The sequence below is a fragment of the Bradyrhizobium sp. 44 genome (assembly GCF_023073095.1).
In the GTDB taxonomy this organism is placed as follows: Bacteria; Pseudomonadota; Alphaproteobacteria; order Rhizobiales; family Xanthobacteraceae; genus Bradyrhizobium.
This window is the reverse complement of sequence record NZ_JADPIY010000014.1, coordinates 355517-379885: the sequence shown is the minus strand read 5'-3', so window position 1 is coordinate 379885 and position 24369 is coordinate 355517. Positions and strand designations below refer to the sequence as shown.

Below are 24369 nucleotides of genomic sequence, written 5' to 3'. Positions count from 1 at the left end.
TCCTCACACTCTGATGTCGACGCCGCTGCTCGATCCGAGCATGCGGCCGTAGCTGCGCCCGACCGGGGCCGCGGGAACTGCGTCCTCGTCGCTGACGATCAGCCGGCGGGCATTGCCGCCATTGTCGTTGTTCTGGCCGGAGTGCTGGCCCGATGAATTCTGGTCGCGCAGGCTGAAGGACAGCCCGTTGCTGCCGGTCTTGAGGCCGGCATCGTCGAGCGCGCGCTGCAATTGCGGCGCGTCCTGCCGCAGCATCTGCAGCGTCTCCGGCTTCTCGACGGTGAGATGCGAGGTGACCTGGCCGTTGCGGTCGACATTGATGCGGACGTCGATGCGGCCGAGGTCGAGCGGATCGAGGCTGATGTCGAACCGGGTCTTGCCCGCGCGTGCGGCGGCGGCAATTTCGATCGGCACGCCGCTGATCGGTATGGCATTGGCATTCGCCGCGGTCGCCGTGAGCGTCGCGGTCGAAGCGGTCGCGGCCGAAGTCGTATTGGTCAGCGGCGCTTGAATGGCGGAGGCCGCCTGCGCGCTGGCGTCGGTGGTGGGGATAGCGGCCTGCATGCCCGCGTGGGCATGCGGTGTTGCCGTCGCCGGTGCGGCATCGGCGGTGCGGTCGGAAGTGCCAGCCTTGGTGTCGGCCGCGTTCGCGTCGATCGGCGGCTTGTCGGCTTGCGGATGCGCCGTGGTGGCGGAGGCTGCCGTCGCCGAGGTCTGCGCGGCGTTCGCCTTGCCGGTGTCCTGACCGATATTGGAGACGTCGCTCGCGCCTTGCGCAGTGGCTGCGGCCTTGAACGAGGTTTTTGGCGTGCCCTGGTCGACGGCGGCGATCAGGCCGCCATTGGTCTTGGCATCGGTCGCGGTCGAACCGGTCGTGCCGGTCGCGGCATCGGCCAGCGTCGCCGAAGTGTCGGCATCGACCTTGGCGCTCGCGGTCTTGGCGCTCTTGTCGCCCGGCGTCGCGGTATCGGTCTTGGTGCCGGCGATCTGCGCCGTGATGGATGCGCTGGCGGCGATGCCGGCGGCGGCAATCGTCAGCGGCGAGGAGGCGGGGCCGGCGGCCTGGTTCGCGGTCGCGTTGGGATCGACCGGCACGGCCACCACGAGTGCATTCGGATCGGGCACGGCGGCCTGCGTCGCGTCAATCTGCGCGGCGGCCGCGGTATCGACGGCGGCGGCGAGGCCATCGGTGCCGTCGGCCTTGTCCGCTTTGGTCTCGTCGGACTTGTCCGCAGACTTGTCGGCCGATTTGGCGTCGGACGCCTTCGGCTTGTCCTTGGTCTTGCTATCAGCCTTGGCCGCATCGGCGGTCGAGTCGTTCTTGGCGTCGCTCTTGGCATCGTTCCTGGCGTCGTTCCTGGCGTCGTTTTTGGCGGACGCGGAATTGTCGGCGTCGTCGCTGGCCTTGCTCTGCGAGAACTGGTCGCTCGCCGCGCGATCGCGCGGGCTCTTGTCCGAGGCGGAGGACGATGAATCCGGCCGCCGCGGGGTGTCCTGTGCGGAGGACGCCGCGCTGTCGTTGATCGCCTGGGTGTTGCTGTCCACCAGCGAGCCGAAGGAATCGTTGGCGGAGCTGTCTTTCGGGGCTTGCGACCGGGCAGGCTTTTGCTGCGCGCTCTGCACTTGCACGCTTGCCGCTACATCTGACGTACGACCGACCACAGGCAACCCCTTGGAAACATCTTCGCCATGAAAGGTAGCAAGGAGCGGGCCACCCTTGCGCGATCAAGTTTTGTCGAGACAAATCAATATCTTGGCGAATTGGCGCCTCCGCCGCGAGGCCTCTCGAAGCCCCACCATTTCTGCCTCCCCGGCAAGAATTGCCGTAAACCATGCGGGGTCCGTGATTGCTTCACCGGAAGGCCGCCTATATTAAAGAGACAGCTCTCAGCCGCTTTCGACCGGGCAGGCCGCGCCATTCGGGAACTCTCAGTTCCCGCGGGTCGCCGTTGTCCCGCCGGAAGCACCCAGCGGATCGCCCAACGCCGCCGTCCACAACGCTTTAAGGCCCATGCTCAACAGTCTGGATCTCGAAGGCCGTCCTGAGGATACCAGGGTCGTCGTTGCCATGTCGGGCGGCGTCGATTCCTCGACGACGGCTGCGCTTTTGAAGGCGGAAGGCTACGACGTCGTCGGCATCACGCTGCAGCTCTACGACCACGGCGCGGCCACCCATCGCAAGGGCGCCTGCTGCGCCGGCCAGGACATCCACGACGCCCGCGACGTCGCGGCCAAGCTCGGCATTCCCCATTACGTGCTCGACTACGAGGACCGCTTTCGCGAGTCCGTCATCGACAATTTCGCCGACAGCTACGCGCTCGGCGAGACGCCGGTGCCGTGCATCGAGTGCAACCGCTCGGTCAAGTTCCGCGACCTCTTGAAGACCGCGCGCGAACTCGGCGCCACCGCGCTCGCCACCGGCCATTACGTCGCCTCGCGCCGCCGCGCCGACGGCTCGCGCGCGCTGGTGTGTGCCGCCGACGCCGATCGCGACCAGAGCTACTTCCTGTTCGCGACCACGCAGGAGCAGCTCGATTATCTGCGCTTTCCGCTCGGCGACATGACCAAGCCCGAGACGCGCGAGCTGGCGCGGCGCTTCGGTCTCGCGGTTGCCGACAAGCACGACAGCCAGGACATCTGCTTCGTGCCCACCGGCCGCTACACCGACATCATCACCCGCCTGCGGCCGAACGCGATGGACCCCGGCGACATCGTCGATCTCGACGGCCGCGTGCTCGGCCGGCACAACGGCATCGCCAATTTCACCATCGGCCAGCGCCGCGGCCTCGGCATCGCAGCCGCCGCGCCGCTGTTCGTGGTGCGGCTGGAGGCCGCCTACCGCCGCGTCGTCGTCGGCCCGCGCGAGGCGCTGAAGATGCACCGCATCGTGTTGCGCGACGTCAACTGGATCGGCGATGGCGACATCGACCGCGCGATCGGGAATGGCCTCGAAATGTTCGTGCGCGTGCGCTCGACCCGCGCGCCGCAGCCTGCGTGGCTGCGCGGCGCGAACGGCCATTACGAGGTCGAGCTCGTCGCCGGCGAAGAGGGCGTTTCGCCGGGACAGGCCTGCGTGTTCTACGACGCACCTGGCGGCCAGGCCCGCGTGCTCGGCGGCGGCTTCATTCAAAGCGCCGCCGCGAAAGCCGCAAGCAGCACGACGAGGCCGCTCGCAGAAGCGGTCCGCGGCTAAAAAATATATTGGGTAGGGGCATGGCAGCAGACATCTCGCGGGCCGGGGTCGAGAAGGCCTATGGCCGCTGGGCGCCGGTCTACGATCTCGTGTTCGGCAAGGTGTTCGACGCCGGAAGGCAGTCGACCATCGCCGAGGCCGACCGCATCGGCGGCCGCGTCCTCGACGTCGGCGTCGGCACCGGCCTCTCGCTGTCGGATTACGCGCGCACCACAAAAATCTGCGGCGTCGACATCTCTGAGCCGATGCTGCGCAAGGCGCAATCGCGCGTGCGGAGCTTGCGGCTCTCCAATGTCGAAGTGCTCTCGGTGATGGACGCCAAAAACCTCGCCTTCCCCGAAAACTTCTTCGACGCGGTGGTCGCACAATACGTCATCACGGCGGTGCCCGATCCCGAAGGCACGCTCGACGAGTTCGTGCGCGTCTTGAAGCCCGGCGGCGAGCTGATCCTGGTCAACCACATCGGCGCCGAAAAGGGTTTGCGCAAACTGTCCGAGCTGGCGTTTGCGCCCTTGGCTCGCCGTCTCGGCTGGCGCCCGGAGTTTCCGTGGGCGCGCCTGGTCGACTGGGCCGCAAAACACGGAGGCGTCACGCTGGCCGAGCGCCGCCCGATGCCGCCGATGGGGCATTTTTCGCTGATCCGCTACCTCAAATCGTAATGTTCGGGGGTGGGAACAGGGCGTACGCCCCGCGCGTTTCCCTCCCATGCGCACTACATCAAACATCATTCTGGCCAGCCTCCTGATCGCCGCCTCCGGCAGCGCGATCGCGCAGGCCCCGCCCGCCCCGGCGACGCCGCCGCAACAAACCGCGCCGCCATCCCCGCAGCACGCCACCGGTTGTACGCCGCAGGACCGGCCGAACCGCTCAACCGACGGCACCACCACCGGCCAGTCCCGGGAACCGCTCGGCGACAAATTGGCAAAATCGGACGGCGTGCTCTGCCCGCCCTTGGGCGTCGACCCCGAGATGCACGCCCCGGCGCCCAGCACGAACGGCGCCATGCCGGTCATCCCGCCCCCCGGCAGCCCCGGCGGCGACCCGACGGTGCGGCCGAAATAGCTGTCGCGCCGAAGCCTTGGCGTAAGCGGAGCCTGTTCCGCATCCCCATGCCCGGGCTCGTCCCGGGCATCCACGTTCTTGTGGCCGCGCGACGGCCGTGGATGGCCGGGACAAGCCCGGCCAGGACGGATTCAGCGCCAAAAGGCCCAAATCCCCGCCGACATGTCCCGCCGAAGCTTTAGCGAAGGCGGAAGCCTTGGCGCAGGCGGAAGCTTTAGCCAAAGCGGAAGCAAACTCGGATTGACAGCCCGCCGCCCCCTTCCTTATATGCCGCGCGTTCGCGAGATGGCCTTGTTCGGCCCTCGCGACCCTGTGGCGGGGTAGCTCAGCTGGTTAGAGCACGGGAATCATAATCCTGGGGTCGGGGGTTCGAGTCCCTCTCCCGCTACCAATGATTTCAATGACTTAGGCCCTGTGTCGCTGTCCGAATAATCGGCGTACCACCTTCGGTACCACCATTTTCCGATCGTTGAGTCGAAGCCTCGTCTGCTCGCGTGCACCGCGTTTGAATCCTACATCGCCCGCCACGCCAGACTTTCCCGCCTTCGCACGATCCCGTGGGCTCAAGGATTGCCTCCTTGGACGAGCCGGCGAGCGACGACGCCCGGTCCTTCGGGCGGTTCAACGAACGCCGAAGCGGTGCCTGCGGCGAGCGGTCGGCGCAGCCTTGTCTCCGCCTTGAGAGCGGCGGCGCAGGGGATCTGCCTGCTACCACGACCCGAATTGCCCAGTGAGAGGCGCGTGCCAAGGAGCTTTGAAACCGCTCGGGCGTCGTGGGGCAGAATCTCGTGGATGCAACGCCGAAACGGGCACTGCGGCGGGCACGGTAGCCGGGCTCGTTGAGCCGGGTGGTCGGGGTATTGGCGCCGAGCGGTCCTAACGTGCCCTCGCCCTGGCAGTACAAGGGAAGATCTGCTTGACGGTCTCGGCCTCCACGGCGTCGATGGTCAGCTTCTTCTTGAATCGGGCGCCTCGCGTGTCGACCTCGACGGTTTTATATTCGAGTGGGACGGGAAAACGTTTTAGAAGCCCTGACGAGCATTCTCGACCTTCCGGACGTGTTTGCCGTTCCCCGCGGGACGAGTATTCGTCGAACATACCGATGATCTGCCGCATCATGACTTGCGCCGAGTCCGTCGCCTAGCTCCCGAGTGGTGGAAACCGGCCGCACGCCCGCATTGGCGAGCTTGCCGATAGGGTGAAGCCATCTCGAAAGAAGCGACGATCACTTCATAGGGATGATCATGGTCGCAGGCGGACTCGATACGTTCGATCCGAACCAGAACTCTTCCGTGTCTCACGCGCGCCGACTAGTCTATCCGCCGTCTCTCGCACGGCTGAACAGGTCGACGCCGCCCACCTGTCCGCCCTTCAGGGCGATCTCGATTTTGGCATGCGTGCGATCCGATGATGCCTGGCAGAGCGGAGCCCCCTCCGCGAGCGGGGCAATCGCAGTCAACGCATAGATGCCCATGGCCTGTAGCACCTGGCCGGATGTGTCGCCGCCAGCGACCACGGTGCGCGGGAGCCGCGCTGTTTCCAGAATGGAGTCCAGCGCGTGGCCCAGCCCGGCGCCGATGCGGTCGTTCACCGCGGCCGCCGTAGCGCCACCCGCTGTGATCGCCGCGTTCAGTGCATCGATGGCGGGATCGTCGGGGCCGCTTGCAGTGATCAGGAGCACATCGCGCCCCGACGCGAGCGCAGCGAGCGCTCGCTCGACGACGCGGCCGACTTCCTTGGCCCATTCAGCCGGATCGACGGCGCGCGTTGCATCGAGCCGCTCGACATCGAAGCCGTTCCTTGCGGCATGAGCGATCTGTGCTGCGGTGACGGGTGAGCAGGAGCCGGATACGCAAGCGATACGCTCGACGCCGGCAAGGCGAAGATCGAGCTTGCTGTCGGGAAGAAGGCCCGACGACCGCCAATAGGCGACCAGCGCCTGCTCGACGCCTTGCGAGCCCGCAACAAAGAGCCGTTTGCCGCGATGCTCCCAGATCAGACGGCCGGCTTCGGTCAGCGAGGCTTGGTCGAGCACATCGAGCGAGATGATCTCGGTGCCGGCGGCCTGCGCACGCGCGAGTGCTTCGTCCGCGCTGCCATTGGCCATGGTGACGAAGTCGATCAGTCCGATCGACCGCGCCGTCTGCTTTGCGAGATGTCGACGGAGATCGGACTCGTCCATCGGCGTCACCGGATGACGCGACATGGTCGGATGCCGGTCGAGGCGATAGCCGACGCCGTTTGCGGAAGCGAACAAATGGCCGAACATCTGGTAGCGGCCCATCGCCGGGGTTCCCACCAGCAGCGGATGCCAGCTGCCGCCGAGCCGCGGCACGGCGAGATCGATCGCACGCCCGATCGAGCCGACATGCGGCGCGGAATCGAAAGTCGAGCACACCTTGTAATGCGCGATCGGCGCGCCGATGCCGGCGAGCACGTCGAAGGCCGGCGGAAGATTTTGCTCCATCCAGGCCGGATCCTTCGCCCGCGCCGTGCCGGCAATGCCGATGCCGCGAAACTGGCGCGAGGCGGCGAGACGTTCCGGCGTCGGAGGCTCGAGGAACAGGATCGTCGGCAGGCCCGCGAAGGTGAGTGCCTCCATCGCCGCGGACGAGCCGGTGTAATCGTCGCCGTAGAAGGCAACAAGCGGGCCGTCGGGCAAGGCGGACGCGCTCCTCATGGCTTGCCCGCGATCACGGCGTCGCCTTCAATCGCGGCGTCCCACGCCGCGCGCAGATCGGCAACGCCGGCGGCCGGTCCATCGGGGTGGGCGAGAATGCCGCCGCCGGCTGCGAAGATGAGATCGGTCGAGCCGAGCGCGCGCCAGGTCGGTAGCGCCTGCGCCGGCGTTTGGCCCGACGAGAACACGGGCATCGCGATGCACGGCTTGTGCGCGAACATCGGCGTCAGCGCGGCCCTGGCGGAGGTGACCACGCTGTCATCGGTCTCGCTGAACTTGTTGCCGATACCGTTGACATGCATGTGGTCGGCCCCGGCCAGCCGCCAGATCTTGTGCCACGCCGTATAGTCCCAGCCGAGTGCGGGATGACGGTTCAGCGCGCCCCAACCGTTGCGATGGGCATGAATGGGGAGCTGCGTGTGGCGGCCGAGCTCGACCATGCCGGTGAGACCGACCGAGTTGATGCTCGCCATCACGCAGGTGCCGCCTTCGGCCAGCACCAGATCGTGGCGGCGGCGCATCTGATCGATCTCGCCGGTCAGGTTGAAGGCGATCATGACCTTCTTGCCGGTCCGGTTGGCGTGGTCGTTGACGACGCGCATCACGGCGCGCACGCGTTCGTCGAACGGACAATAGGCGCCGTCCGATTGCAGCTCGTCGTCCTTGATGAAGTCGATGCCGGCCGCGCACAGCTCGGTGACCAGACTGGCCGTCTCGGCCGGGCTGAGCCCGATGCTTGGCTTGATGATGGTGCCGATCAGCGGACGGCCGCTGACGCCCGTGAGCTCGCACGTGCCGGCGACGCCGAATTTCGGTCCGGGATAGGCGGCAGCGAATGCGAGCGGCAGTCGCAGGTCGAGCAGCCGCAGGCCGGTGAGCTGGCGCAATTCCCAGAGATTGCCGGCGGTCGCCGTGACGAGATTAGGCAGCGACGCGCCGATATTGTCGAGTGGCCACGACAGGGTCACGCGCGCGCGTTGCCAGGGGCCGTCGGCGTTGATCGGACGGGCAACCGGAAGCGACGGTGCGGCGACCGCATCAAGCAACTCGAGGCTCTCGACGCGGGCTGCCGCACGTGCCTTCAGCTCCGGCGTCTCGCCGGGCACCGCGACGAACGTCCCGCTCGACTGCTCGCCGGCCATGGTTTCCGCCGCAAGCCGCGGATCGACTGATGTCTCGATCAGATAGTCGGCTTCGATGCGAATAGGATTTGCCGTCACGGGATCAAAGCTTGGTCAGATCGGGGAACGGCCGCACCGGGTCGCGTCCGTCCCAGTCCTCGGCGGCTGCGCGGATCAGGTTGAACATCTTGCCTTTCGGTCCTGCGACCTCCGACAATTCGATCACCGTGCCCGGATGATATTCCGTGTCGAAATAGACGAAGCGCCCACGCGTGCCGACTTCGCCGCTCATGACCGGCTTGAAGCCCTCGGTCTCAAGGCGCGCCAGATCCGCGTCGAAATCTTCGGTCCAGTAGGCGACGTGCTGCAAGCCCTTGTTTCCCGCTTTCAGGAAGTCGGCATACATCGACGGCGCATCGTTGCGGATCTGGATCAGCTCCATCTGCAACGGCCCTGAATTCGCGAGCGCCACCGAATTGTGCGGTTCATAGGCCTTGCCGCGATAATGGTAGTTCACGATCGGCACGCGCGGATTGTAGAACCAGGGACCGATGCCGAGTTCGCGACTCCAATAGTCCATGGCTTTCTCGATGTCGTCAACGACGTAGCCGGCTTGCCGGATCTCACCAAAAAAACGGCTCATTGCATGATTCCCACTCTATTCAGAACTTGAGGAAGCCGGTCGACAGCCATGGCACGGCGGCGACGATGGTGAGGCCGATGAACAGCGCGGCGACGTAACCCCAGATGTGCTTGAGCCCTTCGTCCGGCGATATCTTGCTGATGGCGCAGGCGCCGTAATAGCCGACGCCGAAGGGCGGCGCGAACAGGCCGATGCCCATCGCGAGGATCACGACCATCGCATAGTGCACTTCATGCACGCCGGCCTGCTTGGCGATCGGAAACAACAAGGGGCCGAACAGCACGATGGCCGGGATGCCTTCGAGCACGCTGCCGAGCACGACAAAGGCCAGGATCGAGATCGCGAGGAAGCCGTAAGCGCCGCCGGGGATTGCCGCCATTGTCTTGGCCAGTTGCTGCGAGAAGCCGGATTGCGTCAGGCCCCAGGCCATCGCTGTGGCGCAGCCGATGATGAAGATGATCGCGCCGGTCAGCGAGGCCGTCTCGATCAGCATGGGTTTCAGCCGCCGCCAGGGAAACTGGCGGTAGACCAGAAGGCCCATCAGGACGGCGTAGGCGATGCCGATGGTCGAGACCTCCGTGGCGGTGGCGACGCCTTCGACCACGGCGGTGCGGATCACGAACGGCAGCAGGATCGCGGGCAGGGCGACCAGTGTGAGTTTTGCGATCTCGCGCTTCGAGGCGCGCCGCACATGGCTGAGATCCTCATGCCGGTAGCGCCGCCATACCACCACGCAGAGCGCGGTGCCGACGACCAGGGCCGGCAGCAGTCCGCCGGTGAACAGCGCGGCGATCGAGACGCCGGTCACCGAGCCGATGGTGATCAGCACGATGCTCGGCGGAATGGTCTCGGTCTGCGCACCGGTGGCCGACAGCAGCGCGACGAGATCGCCGGGCTTGGCACCGCGCCGCTGCATTTCCGGCAGCAGCACCGGCGCGATCGCGGCCATGTCGGCGATCTTCGAGCCGGAGATGCCGGAGACCAGGTACATGGCGCCGATCAGCACATAGGACAGTCCGCCCCTGACATGCCCGAGCAGGCTGGCCAGGAACTGGATCATGGCCCGTGCCATGCCGGTCATCTCGATCAGCGCGCCGAGGAAAATGAAGAGCGGCACCGCGAGCAGGATCAGATGCGACATGCCCTCGTCGAGACGGCCAACCATCACCATCATCGGCGTGCTCGTCGTCAGTGCCAGATAGCCGAAGGTCGCGAGCGCAAAGGAGAAGGCGATCGGCACGCCGGCGAACACGTTAGCTGCAACTACGCCGACGAAGAAAATGATGAGATTGGAGCGTCCGAGCGGGGCGAGGAGTGGTCCGGCAAGCCAGAATGCTGCGATCAAGATCGCGGTGGTGGCAAAGGCCGCGACAATCAGCGCGGGGCGGTGATGCGTCGCGAGCCGGATCGCGGCGACGATCGTCATCAGCGTCATCCCGACGGGAATTGCGGCCGCGCGCCAGGCATTGCTGATCTCCAGCGCGGGGGTGACGATGATCTGTTCCTCGCTCGCATAGTCGAAGGCGGGGTGGAGGATCAGCGCCAGCAGGGCGAGCGGCGCCACCGCCGCGATCGTGTCGAGAAAGGCGCGCGCGCTTGGGCCGATATGGCTGACAAGCCCTGTCATGCGCATATGCTCGCCCCGGCGCAGCGCGATCACCGCGCCCAGCATCGAGAGCCAGAGAAACAGGATCGAGGCCAGCTCGTCCGACCAGATCAGCGGACTGTGGAAGACGTAGCGCATGACGACGCCAGCGAGCATGATGCCGATCTCGGCCAGCACGAGGCCGGCCGCTGCCGTCTCGACCACTGAACTGAGCCAGTGGTCGACCGTGCCGAACGCACGCCCGGACTTGCGCGCGTTCGTATGGGAGGCAGGGTGAGATTCCGCCTCCAGATATTCCGTCATCTGATGCTCTGCGATGGTCATCGCGCTCAGGCCAGCTTGCCGACGGCGCCTTCGAGCAGCGCCCAGGTCTCGTCGCCGAAGCGGCCTTTCCACTCGCCGTAGAAACCGCCATCGCGCAGCTTGGCGCGAAACGTGTCGGGCGCAGGCCTGGTGAAGTTCATGCCATTGCTTTGAAGATCGGCCTGCACGGTCGCATTGAACGCCTTAATGTCCTCGCGCTGCTTCAGCCCGGCATCGTTGATGGCGTTGCTGACGATGGTCCTGAGGTCGGCGGGAAGGGCGTTGAAGGCGCGAGCGTTGGCGATAAACCAGAATCCGTCCCAGATGTGGTTGCTGATGGCGCAGTATTTCTGCACCTCGTAGAGCTTCGCCACCTGGATTATCGGCAGGGGGTTTTCCTGCGCATCGACGATGCGGGTCTGGAGCGACGAATAGACCTCGCTGAATTGCAGGCTGGTCGGCGAGGACGAGAGCGCCTTGAACATGGAGATGCTGAGGGGAGACACGGGCACGCGGATCTTGAGCCCCTCCATGTCCTTGGCGTTCTCGATCGGCTTGGCGCCGCTGGTGATCTGGCGGAAGCCGTTGTCCCACATCTTCTCGAACGTATGGAGGCCGACCTTGGCCATGGCGGCACGGATATGCGCGCCAAGCGCGCCGTCCATCGCTTTCCAGGCCTGATCGTAATCGGCGAAGGCAAAGCCGACCGCGTTGATCGCGGCGACCGGCACCAGGGTCGCGACCACGAGCGCGGAGGGCGTGAAGAAGTTCAGCGCGCCGCTGCGCACCTGGGCGAGCATGTCGGTGTCGCCACCAAGCTGGTTGTTCGGGAAGATGACGATCTCGACCCGGCCGTTGCTTTCCTTGGCGATACGATCGGCGGCTTCCTGGGCGCGGATGTTGAGGGGATGCGTCAGCGGCAGGTTGTTGCCGTATTTCAGCGAGAACTCAGCCGCCCGGACCGGGCGCGCGAGGCTGCCGATCAGGCCCGCCGCGGGCAGGGCGGAGAGGGCTTGCAGGGCGCGCCGACGGGTCAGGGACATGAGCTTCTCCTCCAACAGAGATCTGATGTTATTTGATGTTTCTCAGACAATGTTGCTGCGTAATCTGCGACTTGGCGCTACCGTGTCAAATGCTAAAGATGATGGTTTTTGATGCATTCGATGTTCGGACCCTAAGATGGACAAACCCATGACTCCCTCGCTGAGCCGCATCGTCGATGTGGCGCGGCGGGCCGGCGTCTCCACGGCGACCGTCGACCGTGTGCTCAATCGCAGGCCGGGTGTTCGGGCGATGACGCAGCAGCGCGTGCTCGCCGCGGCGTCCGAGCTCGACTACATGCCGGCCGAGGATCTCCTGGCAGCGATGCGGCCGAAGCCAATGCGGCTGCTGTTCCTGCTGCCGGAGGGTACCAATCGATTCCTGTCCACGCTCGGACAGCTCATCGTGCATTCCGACGGACGGCTCGCGCCTTTTAACGTCCGTTGCCAGGTCGACACCATCAAGAGCTTCAATCCAGAGCTCCTGGCGCATCGGCTCAGGCAGTCCCGCGACAAGGCCGACGGCATCGCCTTCATGGCGCTCGAGCATCCTGCGGTAAGGGAGGCCGTCGACAGACTGGCGGAGCACGGCGTGCCGACGGTGACGCTGATCTCGGATATCCTGAACGCGCGCCGCGCAGCCTATATCGGGCTGGACAATCGCTCCATCGGGCGCACGGCCGGCTATCTGATCGCGCGCTTTCTGGGCGAGCGTGCGGCCAAGGTCGCAATGATCGCGGGCAGCCGCAGCTACCGCGCACATGAGGAGCGCGAAATGGGCTTCCTCCATGTTTTCGAAGAGCTATTCCCGGCCATCAAGGTCGTGGGCCTGCGCGAAGGCCACGACGACGCCGATCGCAACTATCGACAGACGCGCATGCTGCTTGGCCAGCATCCGGATCTCGCGGGAATCTACAACATCGGCGGCGCTGCCGACGGTGTCGCCCGAGCCCTGAAGGAAATGAACCGGGAGCGCGACGTCATCTTCATCGGCCACGGCCTGACTTCGGACACCCGCGGCTTCCTGCTCGATGGGACGATGGATGCCGTCATCACCCAAAGTCAGATCAACGCGATGATGAGCTGTGTCGGCATCTTCGACAATCTGCGCGCCGGCCGCAGCGCGATGCATGGCATCGAGGAGCCGCGCAGCGAGATTATTTTTCGCGAGAACATTCCTGCGCTGGCGAGCTAGACCGACAAGGGCCTATATTTCCGCAAGGTGTGATGGACCATTCTCGATCAGCACGCCTTCCGCGATTTCGCGTTCGAGGCGCGAAACCTCAGACATCAGGGGAGAAGATTTTCAATCCGTTTTCACGACCAAGCCGATAGGGTGTGTTTCGGCATGTCCAACGCCGATTGACACGCGACATCCGCCGTTCCGTCAATGAGCAGCGCTCCGGAGGCTGGCAAGGGCGCGCATGACCATCATCGTGATCGAGCAGGACGTAGACCGTGCACTCGCACTCGCCGACCACGCCTATGTGCTCGAGCACGGGAGCTTCGCCTTGTCGGGCACGCCGAAGCAGATTGCCGCCGATCCTCGCCTGCGCCACATCTACATCGGCGCGGCCGAAAACGCGTCTCCATAAGGAGGACATGCCCATGCGACTTGCAGATGCCAACGACCTCCTCGAGGCGCCGATCTCGCCGTTCGAGAGCGGTTGGATTCGTCATCCGGACGGCCGCGCCCACGTCGCGGCACGCACCCACATGATCGGCTGCAAGGCGGCCATGGTGGAATGGTGGTTCGGTTACGTGCATACGACCGAGCATTACCTGTGGTGGCACCCGCGCGATCACGTCTTCAGCGACTGGATCGGCGAGCGCGGTACCGGCAGCTACGTCGGCGGCACCCACATCGCGCACGAATATTTCGGCGGCGGCCCGACGCTGTTCAAGCTGAAGATCAATTTCCGTGATCCCGCAACCATCCTCGACTCGTCCCGCTTTGCGGCGGCAGGGGTGAATGCGGCGATCTACGCCCGCACCGGGCCGGCCGATCGCGACCTCTGGGTAGGCCACACCCTCCATCTACGACACGCCTGATGGTTGCGTGATGCGATCGCGCTTCTGGCTCGGCGAACTCGATCCGGCGCCGCCGAATGTCACGGCCCAGGACATGCTGGCGCTGGTCCCGGACGAGCGCGTGCAGGGTCTGCACCAGCATTGTTCCGAAGAGATGAGCATGCTGGGTGGGTTTCTGCCGACGTTGTACCGGCTGCATAACCCCGAAAGGATTGCCGGGCGCACGGGTGACGGAAGTCGTCAACGCCCGTGAGAAGATCGTGACCAAGCTGACCATCCAGGACGCGCAGATCAAGATCGAGGTCACGCCGGTGATCAGGGGCTGGGTCTTCGAGCCGGAGCTGCGCGATGTGTCGCTGAGCGTCGAAGAAGCGTTCGGCTTCGCACAGATGAAACCTGTTTCATTCGCCGATCTATACGCCGGCACTACGACGACGGCTTCAATCCGGCCAAGACGGTCGATCAGACCCGCAAGCTCGTGGAGCGACGAAGATGCGATGCTCTTCAACAATTTAGGAACCGCACCTGGGAGTAGTTCGGCGTGGCGCAGAATTCGTTCCGTCGGACTGATATCGGACGGATCCTGCTGCGCCGGTCGCTGCGTTTTAGGTCGGCGTCGCCTGGTGAACGGCTTTTCGAGTATGCCCAGAATCCCACGCGGATTGGCTGCCAAGCCAACCAAAACAACGGTCGAAGGAAGTAGTACAGGAACTGGAAAAGGAGCAGGTAGGCGAAGAAGATGCACACGGGACCGTTCAATCCGACTTGTTCGGCGGCCCAACCCACGGCCGAGGCGATCAGCGTCGGACGGGTGAGGACCACGTAGAGCACCGCCGCATTCCCCACGGGGCCGACGGCGACGGTACCGACCGTTCGAAGGACATTCGTCGTGTTCGCGGCCACCAGGCGCGGGGAAGCTCTGCCTGCGGCCGCCTCGGCGATCCGCGCTTCCTTCGCGAGAAGTCCGACGCCTCCGGCCACAACGGCGACGTCCAACGCGGCGCCGCCGTAGTCCTTCCAGGTCGGCGATTCGCCACGCGCCCAAACGGTCTCGAGTTTGTGGATTCCGCCGAGGAGTAGGTTCTTGGTCCCGAGCACGGTGGCCTCTATCGACTTTCGCTTGGCACGACCGTCGACGATCTCGAATTCCGCCAAAACCTCCGCACCGCGCTCGTCGAGATCCTGGATGGCCATCGAGCCCATCTGCTCGCCGCTGGGGCCATCGCCCCACGTCGGCATCTGGCCCTGCGACGCCTGCTGTATGGCCCCCTGAACACGAGCATTGATCCTGTATCTGTTTGAGCCGTTTTCCACGAAGTAGCCGACGACCGGAACGACCATCGGTCCGTAGCGGTCGAAGGCGGATCGAAAAAGTGGATCTTCGCCGTAGAGCGCAAAGACCTTTTCCGCGACAGCCGGATACCGCCTCGCGGCTTCAATCGCGGTCAACCCGTAGGCCGCGCATATCGACAATGCGTCGAGATCGAGCGTGTCGGCGTATGCCCTCGATACGGGACACTTCGACGACGGCTTGGAGGCCTCTTCGGACACGGCTGCTCTGGCGGCCAGTTCCTTGAAGTTACGCCACGGGGTGACCGCGGAAGACAGACCTGCTGCCACAGCTATCAATAGCAGCGGTATCACGACGGCTTTCTTGGGCACGGAACACCTCGCACACTTCGAATCGCCGATTCGTACCGCAAAAAGACGCCTAATCCTTGACCGGCGACTGGAGGTGACTCGGCGCCAGGCGAGACGAGCAAGTCCGCAACGCGCGGCTCTATGGGCCGCGCAGCATGTCCGCTTTGGACTGGATCGAGCGCAATTCCTATCGATCTATCGACAGGCGAACGGTGTTAGCCTCGCCGATTGATCGCGCGGCCTGCAAGCGCCCCGTCACGGAAGCTGAAGTCCCTGATTCGACCCGCGCGATCTCGCCGCGCAGAGTTCGACCGGGTCGCTCAGCCGGTCACGTGCGTGCACCGGCTCCTAGCAGAACGACCGCATTGGGACATTCGTCGAGATCCGAACCAAAAGCTTCCATCTCCGACGTTTGTGGGTATTATCACTGTATTGCAAGCGTAGATTGTCGTTATTTGTGTTGTCGGGATGGGGAAGATGTTTGAAGGTAGGCCAGCTGCCGGCGCGCTCGGAAAGCCACGTTGGGCGAAGGGCGTCCCGCAGATCGGTCGAGACCTAGTCCGTCTCATTCCCATCGCTTTGGCGATTATTCTGTCGGAGAGCGGCGGCCTCGAGGCACGTGCACAAGGCGCGGGCGATGCCTTGCAAGGACCTTTCTTTTACGACTCCGAGTTGATGCGGCAGTTGGACTGCCCGACCGCCGAGTGCACTGGACCACTTAATTTCGGTCGTTTGCTTAGCGCGCGAGAACCCAGGAAGCGCGCCACAGTGCTGGCGTCGAACCCCTTCAACTTGCCCGTAGCCTCGCAGGTCTTGGCGACGATAAAGCGCGATCTCGGCGATATCCGTACGACTGCGAATGCGACGGACGGTCAACTGAGCCCGAATTTTCTGACGGACGCTGGCTCTCGAATCGAATTGGTCGGCGTCGTAAACCGCATGGACCGGCAGTTCATAAAAGATCCGAACCTCCATCTCTCCAAAGAACAACTGAGATGCGGGGAAATCAGTCTCATCTACCGATTTTCCTATTCGATCCGCGATGGCCATCAATCGTCCCGTCTTCCCGTGACGATGAATATCGTATTGCCGGCGGTCCCATACGACGATCGCGGCGGCAAGGTCACCTGCCAAGTCGTTGCGCGGCGATGGCTCTCGGAAATAGACAAAGGTCCGGGCCGAACGCCTGAGCAGGTGTCCAAAGACCTTCTGAACGAAGAAAGGGGACCTCTTGCCTTCATCGCAGGCGCGGACATTCTACGCATGGAGCTGAATATGCAGGCTTACCGCAAGAGCGCCCAAGCCGACGAAACGCGTTTCGGAACGGAGGCAGCTTATCTTATCCGCGTATTCAAGTGGGACGACGAGAACAGATTGTTCCTGCCGGACATTCTGAGAAATCAGATAGACAGGAACAAAGTGCTTTGCTCGCCCGGTGCAGCGTCCTGCGTCAAGGCGAACGAAAGACGTCGGAAGCTTGTGGCATTCCTGCAGCAGAAGGACACGCTATCGGCCTTGGACAAAGGGACTTTGGAGGTGGATTACGGGTTGGGCGTTCTGGCCGACAGAGCTGTCACGATATCGCCGGGAGGCTCGCATCGATCGCAGAACCAGCCTTACTGGAGCGCAGGTGACCCTTCGGAAGCCGTCATAACGGATGCGGAGATCGAGCTTGCGTTGGCGATGGCGAAAACGTTGAACGTAAGGATGAATTTCATAAAGTCCGTGGAGGATTTCAGAGCTCGGTTGAATGACAGTACATGCTCGGGATGTCACCAAACTAGGGCGATCGCCGGCTTTCATTTCCCCGGCGCGGATCGCGAGCAGACCGATGCGGTGAATTCCGTTTTTCTGCCCGCCTCGCCGCATTTCTACGGAGACCAACCGCGTCGCATGGAAATCCTTCAGAAGATGGCATCGCGCAGTAATACGCGCCTCAGCGAAAATGAGCTGGCGAGCGGTTATTCGGCGCGGCCGATGGAGAAATATGCCGATGATTTGTCGGGCACTCAGCTCGTGGGAGGATGGGGTGGAGCGTGCCTGAAGGGGCCCGTTCGCGATAGAAGCGCTAGAGGATGGGACTGCCGGAAGGAGCTCACCTGCGAACTGCTCTTCGACTCGAAGAACGATCCGGGAGTGGGCACATGCGTTCCGCAAGAACGACATCAGGTGGGAGACGCACTTCAGAAAGGAAAAGTGAGGACGACTTCGTTTGGGCAGGAGAAGTATTTTCGGCTTGCTCCGGAAAGTTCGGACGAACGCATTCCAACACAGGTCTTGCCGTCTCCGGCGCCCGCAGGGAACAGCTACTACGGCGCGCATCAAGAGTTTTACAAGGGAGACATAGATTCCACGGACAAGGCAGTGCGAAGAGACGCGAGGACCGGCGGCTTTCCGGCAGGTATGCTGAGACTTTCGGAGTGCGCAAATCTCCCACGGGAGGCCACGTGCGGATTGATCGCATCCAGCGGCTTCAACGATTGCATCGGCAGATTGGCGACGGACGCCGATTATTCCGTCAAGCTATGCTTCCGTCATTTTACGTCGTATGCGGGCGTTCGGGCCTGCGATCGCAGCAATCCTTGCCGGGACGACTACATCTGCGTCAGGCCGATGGGCTACCACCCGAAAGACTCCGCCGCGCAATTCGAAGCGAGGCAAAGCGACATCAAGGAATCCAAGTATTTTCGCGAGATCAATCGTCGGGACTACGATCCAACCGATTTCGGGCAGAAGATGCCGGACGCCGAGTGGACGAAGAGAGACGATCAACGTGGTCTATGTATTCCACCATACTTCGTATTTCAGTTCAGGTCGGACGGGCATCCCGCGCCTTCGGCACGATAGTTTCTCGATTTTCAGGAGGGTATTTTGCTCAAGTTCGCTATCAAAGTGGCGGTCATGGTCGCGTGCGGAACGGCAGCCGCTGCCGAGTGCCCTTTCGAGCCATTTCCCAGTGAAAGCGCATCTGGTGTCTTGTCGCAGCGGCGACTGATGATCAGACGGACAGAGCCGAAGGCGATCGTCGTTCGGACCAAGCTGGAGCGCGACGATGATGGAGGTCCGAACGCATATCATATCGGCTTCAAAGGAACGTCGGTCGATCCGGGCTTAGATCATATCTGCAATGGCGCCTCGGTTCTCGAGTACGATACCGGTTCAGGTAAGCTTGTCGACAAGTATCGCGAAGGTGGGTCCATAGGATCGCTTCAAGGGATCGACCAGGCGAGCACATGGAGCCGCACGGCGCTTTGCAAACAGGACTACATCGCTCTCCGCGACGCCGGTTTTCCGGCATGCGGACCGGGAAACCTATGCATGCTGTGGTATGGCATCGCCAGCACCAAGATATCGTGCGGATATCCTGGTGCCACTCACGGCCCCGCCGACGACAGGTGTGGCATTCCGATCCGCCAGAAGGTGGCTGGAGTCGAACGACCGTATTATCTGACGACCACCACGCTGCGGCGCCCCGGCTCCCAAGTGGCGGACGCGGTGCAAACGGACTATGCGAACGCCGCCGTTTTGCCCTTCGTCGTAATGCCGGGTGGACAGTCCCTTCCGGAAGGGATGCCTTGGAAGATCGGCGATCTGGCTCTCGTCGTTTGGCGCACGAACATCATCGCCGCAGTCGTGGGCGACACTGGCCCGAGTCAAAAGTTTGGCGAAGCGTCGCGAGCATTGCTCCGCGCGCTGCACGACGGCAGGAGCTCGTCGACTATTGGAGACGGCGATCCGGCCAGCGTCATCTTTGTGGCGGGATCCGACGGCACTCTTCTTTCGAAATGGCCGATCGATCCGAAGGATCTGAAGAAGCAGGGGCGCTCTTTGCTTGCGCGTCTGGGTGGCAGAGGATCTATTGGAGCATGTGCGGATATCGGGATGCGCGACTAGGGCGTCGAGATCGCACATGTTATGCGACGCGACCGCGCCGCGCCGTGCTCGCTGCGGCCTCCCGGCGAGGCCATCGACGCCGGCGCGGACGCTTTGATGCAGGCGCGTGGTGCGCGAGCGGGTTTGCGCTTCAATGAGATCGGAAGGCGCTCCCTATCGCGGTGGCTGCAATTCAGCCGATGCCACCCACCTGTGTAGCCAGCTCCGTTGCCTAGCCGTGGACTGAGCCGCTCGCCTGACCAGTCCAACAAAGGCGAGGGCACGGGCGCACAAGGCGGTCGCCGGGCTGAGAGAGGGCTCTCTCGTCGGCGGAAACGCGGGTCCGGGAGGACTGGCGTGGCTATACTGGTCTAGGAGGCCCTCACCTAACGGACGCCGGTACGTGCCTAGCTTCTTATCCGCTTGGGCCTGGTGGCGGGGTGAAGCAATTCGGACAACGGAACGCCTAGGGCGTCGGCGAGTCCCTCCATGACGAGCAGTGTGGGATTGGCCCGTCCGTTCTCGATCAGGCTGACCGCGTTCTGTTCGACACCGACTTCGGCGGCGAGCTGATCTTGGCTCCAATCCTTATCCTTGCGAAATCGACGCACATTCTGAGCAAGCGCCCTCACCGCCGCGGAATCGCGAGACGGAAACCTCTTGCCGAATCCTGTCCGTGCCATCGGGGCACCGTCGAACGGACAGTCAAATTCAGTCTATGTGATTTATCATATATTTACGTGAATGCTCTATCGATGGTCGGAAAAGGGAGACTTCATATGAGCTTGTTCGAGATCGAAGGGACCGTGACGGCGATCGGGCAGAGCCAGTTCGACAACGATATGTCCATTTATGCATTTATCGAGGTGACGGACAGGAACGGCCTTCGGACGCTTATCGAAAAGGTCGGCGTGTTCAACGATATCGGCGCCGTGCTCGCCCCTGGCTTGTCCGGACACTTCTATGTCGACCGCATCTATCGCGGGAGCGGAGCCTTGAGGTGTCAACTCTGGGGGGTGCGGACTGACAGGCTCGTGGTGATGGATTCCAAAGATCTCCGAAATCGCATCGCTATGGCGAAGCTGCTGGGGGGAATCCCCGCCATATTCGTCTTCGGGCTCGGCCTCATCATCATCGCCGAAGCGATTTACTTGCTGGCTACGGCTGGTGACCGCAGGCAGTTCTTCCTGAGCGGGGATGGCCCGCCGACACTGACACCCGCGCCCGAGGCTCTGCGCATATGAAGCGCCTCCTCCGGGGTCGCCACGCGATCAAAGTCTGGGATACGCCGTCCATGGGAGGGGCCGCCCCGCGAGCCGGAGCACGGTGCACCATGAAAACGATCAGGCGCCTTCTAATACCTTCTCTCCTTGTCGGGATGCCCGCCGCTGCATCGAACGCGAACGAAAGTATCTATTCACGTGTCCAAGAGATCGGCTGTCATGACATGTCGAAGGCTTTTTTCGGCTCGTGGAGGTGCTCCGGACCTGCCGGCTACGTGGCCGAGTTCTACGACGAGGGCAACCTCGCCGGGGTGAATATCCGGCTCGGCAGAGAACGAACGGGTTCTTCGCGCGCAGCCCAATGGCGTGGCGCGGGCAGGGTGTTCGGCGACCTCATCGAATGGAGGATGATGCGGGGGCAGCCGGTAGGTGCCGTGCTGCGTAGGTACGGGACGGAGAGCGATCCCGGCGGAGAGGAGCGGCTTTTTGAAGAACTCGCGGTCTTCAAGCTCTCGCCGGACCTGTCATGTCTGGTAGGAGTTGTCGAAGCTCGCAGACCGAATTCGGATGAGCTCGCGAGAGCGCTCGCTGACGGCGCGCGGTCGATGCCCTGTGCGCAGGCCAAAGACTAGGTCTGTCGCCGAGCACGCGGATCGTCGACAGCGGTTCTATCGGTTGAGGTCGCTCCAAACAGTTGCAGGTCTCGACCATCGCATAGGGGGCAGGTTCGCACCCGAATGCCGAGCAACCTTGCCGGCATTTGCTACGCTTCGTCTCCGAAGACACTACGCTCAAACGTGCTTGTCATCTCGTTGAACGATCGCCCGAGCCGGCGGAAAGTCGTCCGCGAGCATCGCTCCGAAGACACGCATCAGTTGACAGGCATCGAAGTTTTTGATGGACTGAGCGTGGGGAAATAGAAGTCATTTTAGAACACGTCGGGCATCGCTTCACGGCTGGAGCGGGCTACGGGATTTTTTGTTTCAATTTGGGGGGGCTGGATTGTGAACAAGGCGATGGTAGGAATCTGTATTGCGGCGTTTCTATCCGGCTGCACGGCTTTTCCTGGATCGGTGAGAGAGGGGATCGTCGAGATCTCTCAGGTGACATCGGCGATCGAGTGCGAACTAGCTGCAGTCGCAGCCGATCCGGATCCGGAAGTGCGAAATAAGGCGCCCGAGACCTGGGGCAGCCTGACCGATCTCGATTTGACTCTTGTTCGCTCGTTGTCCGGCGACGTAGCCGCCACGGTGACTGCGCCAGTCGGTCTGGGAACGGTTTCGGCGACACCGAAGCTCGGTGTGTCCGGGATAGACACGAGAACGGGGCACATCCAGTTCTCGACCGATATCGTTGCCGCGAAACGGAAGTACGGCTCGACGTGCATGGGAGACGATCCTTCCGAGACCCACATGGGGCTGGCGAACTGGTTCACCGCCGCGTTGAAGGCGATCCGGAAAGGCGATCTCGCCGGTGTGACATACACCAAGCAATTCGAGATCGTCGCGAATCCGGGCGCTCGCTTCGGCTACACACTGATACCGGTGACGAATACCGTATCGGTCGATTCAGGCATAGGCGGCTCCTATGATCGCACCAGCCGTTTCTCGGTGGCCATTGCCCCGCACATCCCCGAAGCTCCCAAGAAGCCGATACCGGTTTACATCGTATCCGAGACGGCAGCCGCCGCGGGTGCCGCAGGGCCGGGCTTGAGGGGCCGGGTGGTCCCCGCGTCGCCGGCCAGAGTCACCAACAATCCGGAATTGTACTATCTGTTGCAGCGGAAATCGCCGGTGCCGCTGGCTCGCTGAGGCAAGGCGCATCGTGAGACGGAGGCCGATCATGCGATGGAATCTCGTTGTTCTTGTGACTGCCGTTCTCTCCTCGACTGCGGCGTTCTCGGCGGAAGCGATCAACGTCCAGTTCTTGGAGGTTACGCAGAGCGTCCAGGACGATCGCAACTCGATAGGCCTGATCGCTGGGAAGCGGACCTTCGTCCGTGCGTTCGTCGAATACCACGGCGCCTCCGCCGCATCGAAGGTCCGCGGAACGATCGAGCTGAAACGCGCCGCGGGCGGTGTCCGCACGATCGACAGCCTTCCTTCCGTCGAAACGACGCTCGAGCCTTCCGAGAACGGAAAGCTCGATATGAAACGTAAGAAGCTCGATCGTGGGCTGGTATTCGAAATCCCGCAGGATTGGACCGGAGTCGGCGAACTGGCGATATCTTTGACGGGTGCGAGCTTCCACAACGGCACGCGCTTGGCTTGCTCGGATTGCGACAAGAAGGGCGTCGCGGTCTCCTTCAAACAGGGTGCGGGCGTAAGGGTCGTCCTGCTGGGAATGAGCTACAAGCGTTCCGGCAAAACCTTCGCGCCCAGAGCCGTCGACTACAAATCCGCTCTGTCGTGGCTCCGAAGGGCCTATCCGTCTTCCGACTTCGAGTTCGAGACGAGAGTGATCGATTGGAGCGCCGCTCCCCAGTCTTTCGACAAGGGGCTGAAATCCTGCAACATGGCGAATGCGGCGATTGCGGCCATCAGAAAGCTCGATCTAGCGAGCGGTAAGAACGCGCTCTTTCACTACTATGGACTCGTATATTATGACGGTACGAGCGAGGCGAACTTTATGCGGGGTTGCTCGTCTCTGCCTCCGTCGCCGGATCCGTCGGCGGTCGGGAGCGGACCCGCGGGAGTCGGATACGACTGGGATTCGAGCCCTTCTTTCGCCGGATGGTATGCGGGGCACGAGTTGGGTCATACCTTTGGCCGCCATCACCCGGTGAGCGGCTGTGGTGATCTTGACGAGACCGGCGGCGACGCTGCGTGGCCCAACAAGATACCGAAGAACAGACTAGGGACCGCAGACGAACCGTTCGTGGCGTTCGACGCAGGAGATTCCGATCTTCCGACGCCGATGACGGTCTGGGGCTGGGACAAGGCCGCAGATGTCATGACCTATTGTAGTTACGTGTGGCCAAGCGCGCACAATTATGTCGAGATGTGCAACCGCATTTCGGCGGAAAACGGGGCGCAATGCCCTTTGAGTTCGCCTCTGATGGCGGCGGCGGGACCGGCCGGCCTGCCGAACATCGCGGCGGGACCAGGCGGCGCGCCGCTTCTCGTCAAGAATAGTTCGGGTTTGCTAATGCCGGTCGCCGATAGGCTCGGTGAAACCGCTGGCGCTGGAAGTGCGATGTCCGGACCGGTCGTTTCTCTGACGGGCAGAATCGACCTGGACAGCGGGAGTGGAGAGATATCGGCGGTCAATCGACTGGACCGATCGGTCGAAAAAGCGCCGTCCGATAAGAGCGCGGAAACTCCGACCATCCGATCTTACGACGCGCAAGGGCGGGTTTTGTCCGATGTGCCTGCGACGGTCTTGCTGGACTCCGATCGTGCGGCGGGCGACCCCCGCACTGGCGTCGTGAGTGGCGAGGTGCCTTATTCGAACGACATCGCTCGCCTGGAGCTCCTCTACAAGGATAAAGCGATCGCCGTGCGGGAAGCTGCGCCGACGCGACCGGCGATAAGTCAGCCCACGGCGGATCTGCCCCGTCTGAACGAACTTCTGAAAGGGCTGAATTCTCTGACGGCAGGACCTCGACAGATCGGTGAATTCTCGAAGGCCAACGGAGCGTTGACTTACACCTGGCATAACCAAGGGAGTGCGTCGGTCAGATACACCGTGCAGATATCGACGAACGGCGGCAAGGATTGGAATACGGTCGCGGTCGAGAGTCCCCAGCGTAGCATCACGATCGATCCGACCTGGATCGAAGGAGCGTCCACGCTCGACGTGCGAGTGAGGGCAAGCGATGGAATTCATGAGACGGTATCGACCAGCCGGCCTCTCGACCTCGGCGCCCGGCTTCCGCTGCAGTAAATCGAGCTGACCCGGTTGCCGAGGGCACGCCGACGCTTTTTTGCGAGGAAGGCTATTCGCCCTACATC

General features: G+C 63.1%; 20 protein-coding genes, 1 tRNA gene and 1 pseudogene. 13 read left to right on the top strand and 9 right to left on the bottom strand.

Annotated features, from left to right (window positions below):
- Positions 1-3 precede the first annotated feature (3 nt).
- Entirely contained in the window at positions 4-1662 is a 1659-nt protein-coding gene (locus IVB41_RS12670; protein ID WP_247431547.1) for a flagellar hook-length control protein FliK, read from the bottom strand.
- 349 nt (positions 1663-2011) lie between these two features.
- Here IVB41_RS12670 and mnmA point away from each other — a divergent pair, with 349 nt between their 5' ends.
- The 4 genes from mnmA (at position 2012) to IVB41_RS12650 (ending at position 4646) form a co-directional block, all read left to right on the top strand.
- The gene (gene mnmA / locus IVB41_RS12665; RefSeq protein ID WP_247431544.1) at positions 2012-3193 is read left to right on the top strand and encodes a tRNA 2-thiouridine(34) synthase MnmA; all 1182 of its coding nucleotides are present in this window, start codon (positions 2012-2014) and stop codon (positions 3191-3193) included.
- 20 nt (positions 3194-3213) lie between these two features.
- Entirely contained in the window at positions 3214-3852 is a 639-nt protein-coding gene (locus tag IVB41_RS12660) for a class I SAM-dependent methyltransferase (RefSeq protein ID WP_247431541.1), read from the top strand.
- Between the two features lie 46 nt (positions 3853-3898).
- Positions 3899-4255, top strand: a complete 357-nt coding sequence (locus IVB41_RS12655; RefSeq protein WP_247431538.1) for a hypothetical protein — start codon at positions 3899-3901, stop codon at positions 4253-4255.
- 314 nt (positions 4256-4569) lie between these two features.
- Positions 4570-4646 (top strand) — tRNA-Met (locus tag IVB41_RS12650).
- 485 nt (positions 4647-5131) lie between these two features.
- Here the strand turns inward: IVB41_RS12650 and IVB41_RS12645 are convergent.
- The 6 genes from IVB41_RS12645 to IVB41_RS12620 form a co-directional block, all read right to left on the bottom strand.
- A complete protein-coding gene (locus IVB41_RS12645) occupies positions 5132-5374 on the bottom strand; it encodes a hypothetical protein (RefSeq protein ID WP_247431535.1) in 243 nt (80 codons plus the stop codon).
- A 196-nt stretch (positions 5375-5570) separates the two neighbouring features.
- On the bottom strand, positions 5571-6935 hold the full coding sequence (locus tag IVB41_RS12640; RefSeq protein WP_247431533.1) for a four-carbon acid sugar kinase family protein: 1365 nt from the start codon (positions 6933-6935) through the stop codon (positions 5571-5573).
- Positions 6932-8155: a ribulose-bisphosphate carboxylase large subunit family protein gene (locus IVB41_RS12635; RefSeq protein ID WP_247431530.1), complete on the bottom strand. Its 1224-nt coding sequence runs from the start codon at positions 8153-8155 to the stop codon at positions 6932-6934. Before IVB41_RS12635 ends, IVB41_RS12640 begins: the two co-directional genes overlap by 4 nt.
- 4 nt (positions 8156-8159) lie before the next feature.
- Positions 8160-8699 (bottom strand): VOC family protein, encoded by a 540-nt coding sequence (locus IVB41_RS12630; protein ID WP_247431527.1) that lies wholly within the window; start codon positions 8697-8699, stop codon positions 8160-8162.
- Positions 8700-8718: 19 nt separating this feature from the next.
- Positions 8719-10629 (bottom strand): TRAP transporter large permease subunit, encoded by a 1911-nt coding sequence (locus tag IVB41_RS12625; RefSeq protein ID WP_247431524.1) that lies wholly within the window; start codon positions 10627-10629, stop codon positions 8719-8721.
- A 5-nt stretch (positions 10630-10634) separates the two neighbouring features.
- Positions 10635-11651 (bottom strand): TRAP transporter substrate-binding protein, encoded by a 1017-nt coding sequence (locus IVB41_RS12620; RefSeq protein WP_247431521.1) that lies wholly within the window; start codon positions 11649-11651, stop codon positions 10635-10637.
- A gap of 148 nt (positions 11652-11799) precedes the next feature.
- On the opposite strand from IVB41_RS12620, the gene IVB41_RS12615 reads away from it, so the two are divergent.
- The 3 genes and pseudogenes from IVB41_RS12615 (at position 11800) to IVB41_RS12605 (ending at position 13932) form a co-directional block, all read left to right on the top strand.
- Positions 11800-12843 (top strand): LacI family DNA-binding transcriptional regulator, encoded by a 1044-nt coding sequence (locus IVB41_RS12615; RefSeq protein ID WP_247431519.1) that lies wholly within the window; start codon positions 11800-11802, stop codon positions 12841-12843.
- A 229-nt stretch (positions 12844-13072) separates the two neighbouring features.
- The gene (locus IVB41_RS12610; RefSeq protein WP_247431516.1) at positions 13073-13243 is read left to right on the top strand and encodes a hypothetical protein; all 171 of its coding nucleotides are present in this window, start codon (positions 13073-13075) and stop codon (positions 13241-13243) included.
- A 7-nt stretch (positions 13244-13250) separates the two neighbouring features.
- Positions 13251-13932: pseudogene (locus tag IVB41_RS12605) on the top strand (DAPG hydrolase family protein).
- A gap of 251 nt (positions 13933-14183) precedes the next feature.
- On the opposite strand, the gene IVB41_RS12600 reads toward IVB41_RS12605, so the two are convergent.
- Complete coding sequence (locus IVB41_RS12600; protein ID WP_247431514.1) at positions 14184-15341, bottom strand: hypothetical protein; 1158 nt, start codon at positions 15339-15341, stop codon at positions 14184-14186.
- A 456-nt stretch (positions 15342-15797) separates the two neighbouring features.
- Between IVB41_RS12600 and IVB41_RS12595 the strand changes: the two genes are divergently transcribed.
- Positions 15798-18167, top strand: a complete 2370-nt coding sequence (locus tag IVB41_RS12595; RefSeq protein ID WP_247431512.1) for a hypothetical protein — start codon at positions 15798-15800, stop codon at positions 18165-18167.
- 24 nt (positions 18168-18191) lie between these two features.
- Entirely contained in the window at positions 18192-19214 is a 1023-nt protein-coding gene (locus tag IVB41_RS12590) for a glycoside hydrolase family 75 protein (RefSeq protein ID WP_247431510.1), read from the top strand.
- Positions 19215-19600: 386 nt separating this feature from the next.
- Here the strand turns inward: IVB41_RS12590 and IVB41_RS12585 are convergent, their stop codons facing one another.
- Positions 19601-19876, bottom strand: coding sequence for a helix-turn-helix domain-containing protein (locus IVB41_RS12585; RefSeq protein ID WP_247431508.1), 276 nt, complete (start codon positions 19874-19876; stop codon positions 19601-19603).
- 96 nt (positions 19877-19972) lie between these two features.
- Between IVB41_RS12585 and IVB41_RS12580 the strand changes: the two genes are divergently transcribed.
- The 4 genes from IVB41_RS12580 (at position 19973) to IVB41_RS12565 (ending at position 24301) form a co-directional block, all read left to right on the top strand.
- Positions 19973-20437 (top strand): hypothetical protein, encoded by a 465-nt coding sequence (locus IVB41_RS12580; RefSeq protein ID WP_247431506.1) that lies wholly within the window; start codon positions 19973-19975, stop codon positions 20435-20437.
- 89 nt (positions 20438-20526) lie between these two features.
- On the top strand, positions 20527-21048 hold the full coding sequence (locus IVB41_RS12575; protein ID WP_247431504.1) for a hypothetical protein: 522 nt from the start codon (positions 20527-20529) through the stop codon (positions 21046-21048).
- Between the two features lie 372 nt (positions 21049-21420).
- Positions 21421-22227: a hypothetical protein gene (locus IVB41_RS12570; RefSeq protein ID WP_247431501.1), complete on the top strand. Its 807-nt coding sequence runs from the start codon at positions 21421-21423 to the stop codon at positions 22225-22227.
- A 31-nt stretch (positions 22228-22258) separates the two neighbouring features.
- Positions 22259-24301, top strand: coding sequence for a hypothetical protein (locus IVB41_RS12565; protein WP_247431499.1), 2043 nt, complete (start codon positions 22259-22261; stop codon positions 24299-24301).
- The last annotated feature ends 68 nt before the right edge of the window (positions 24302-24369 follow it).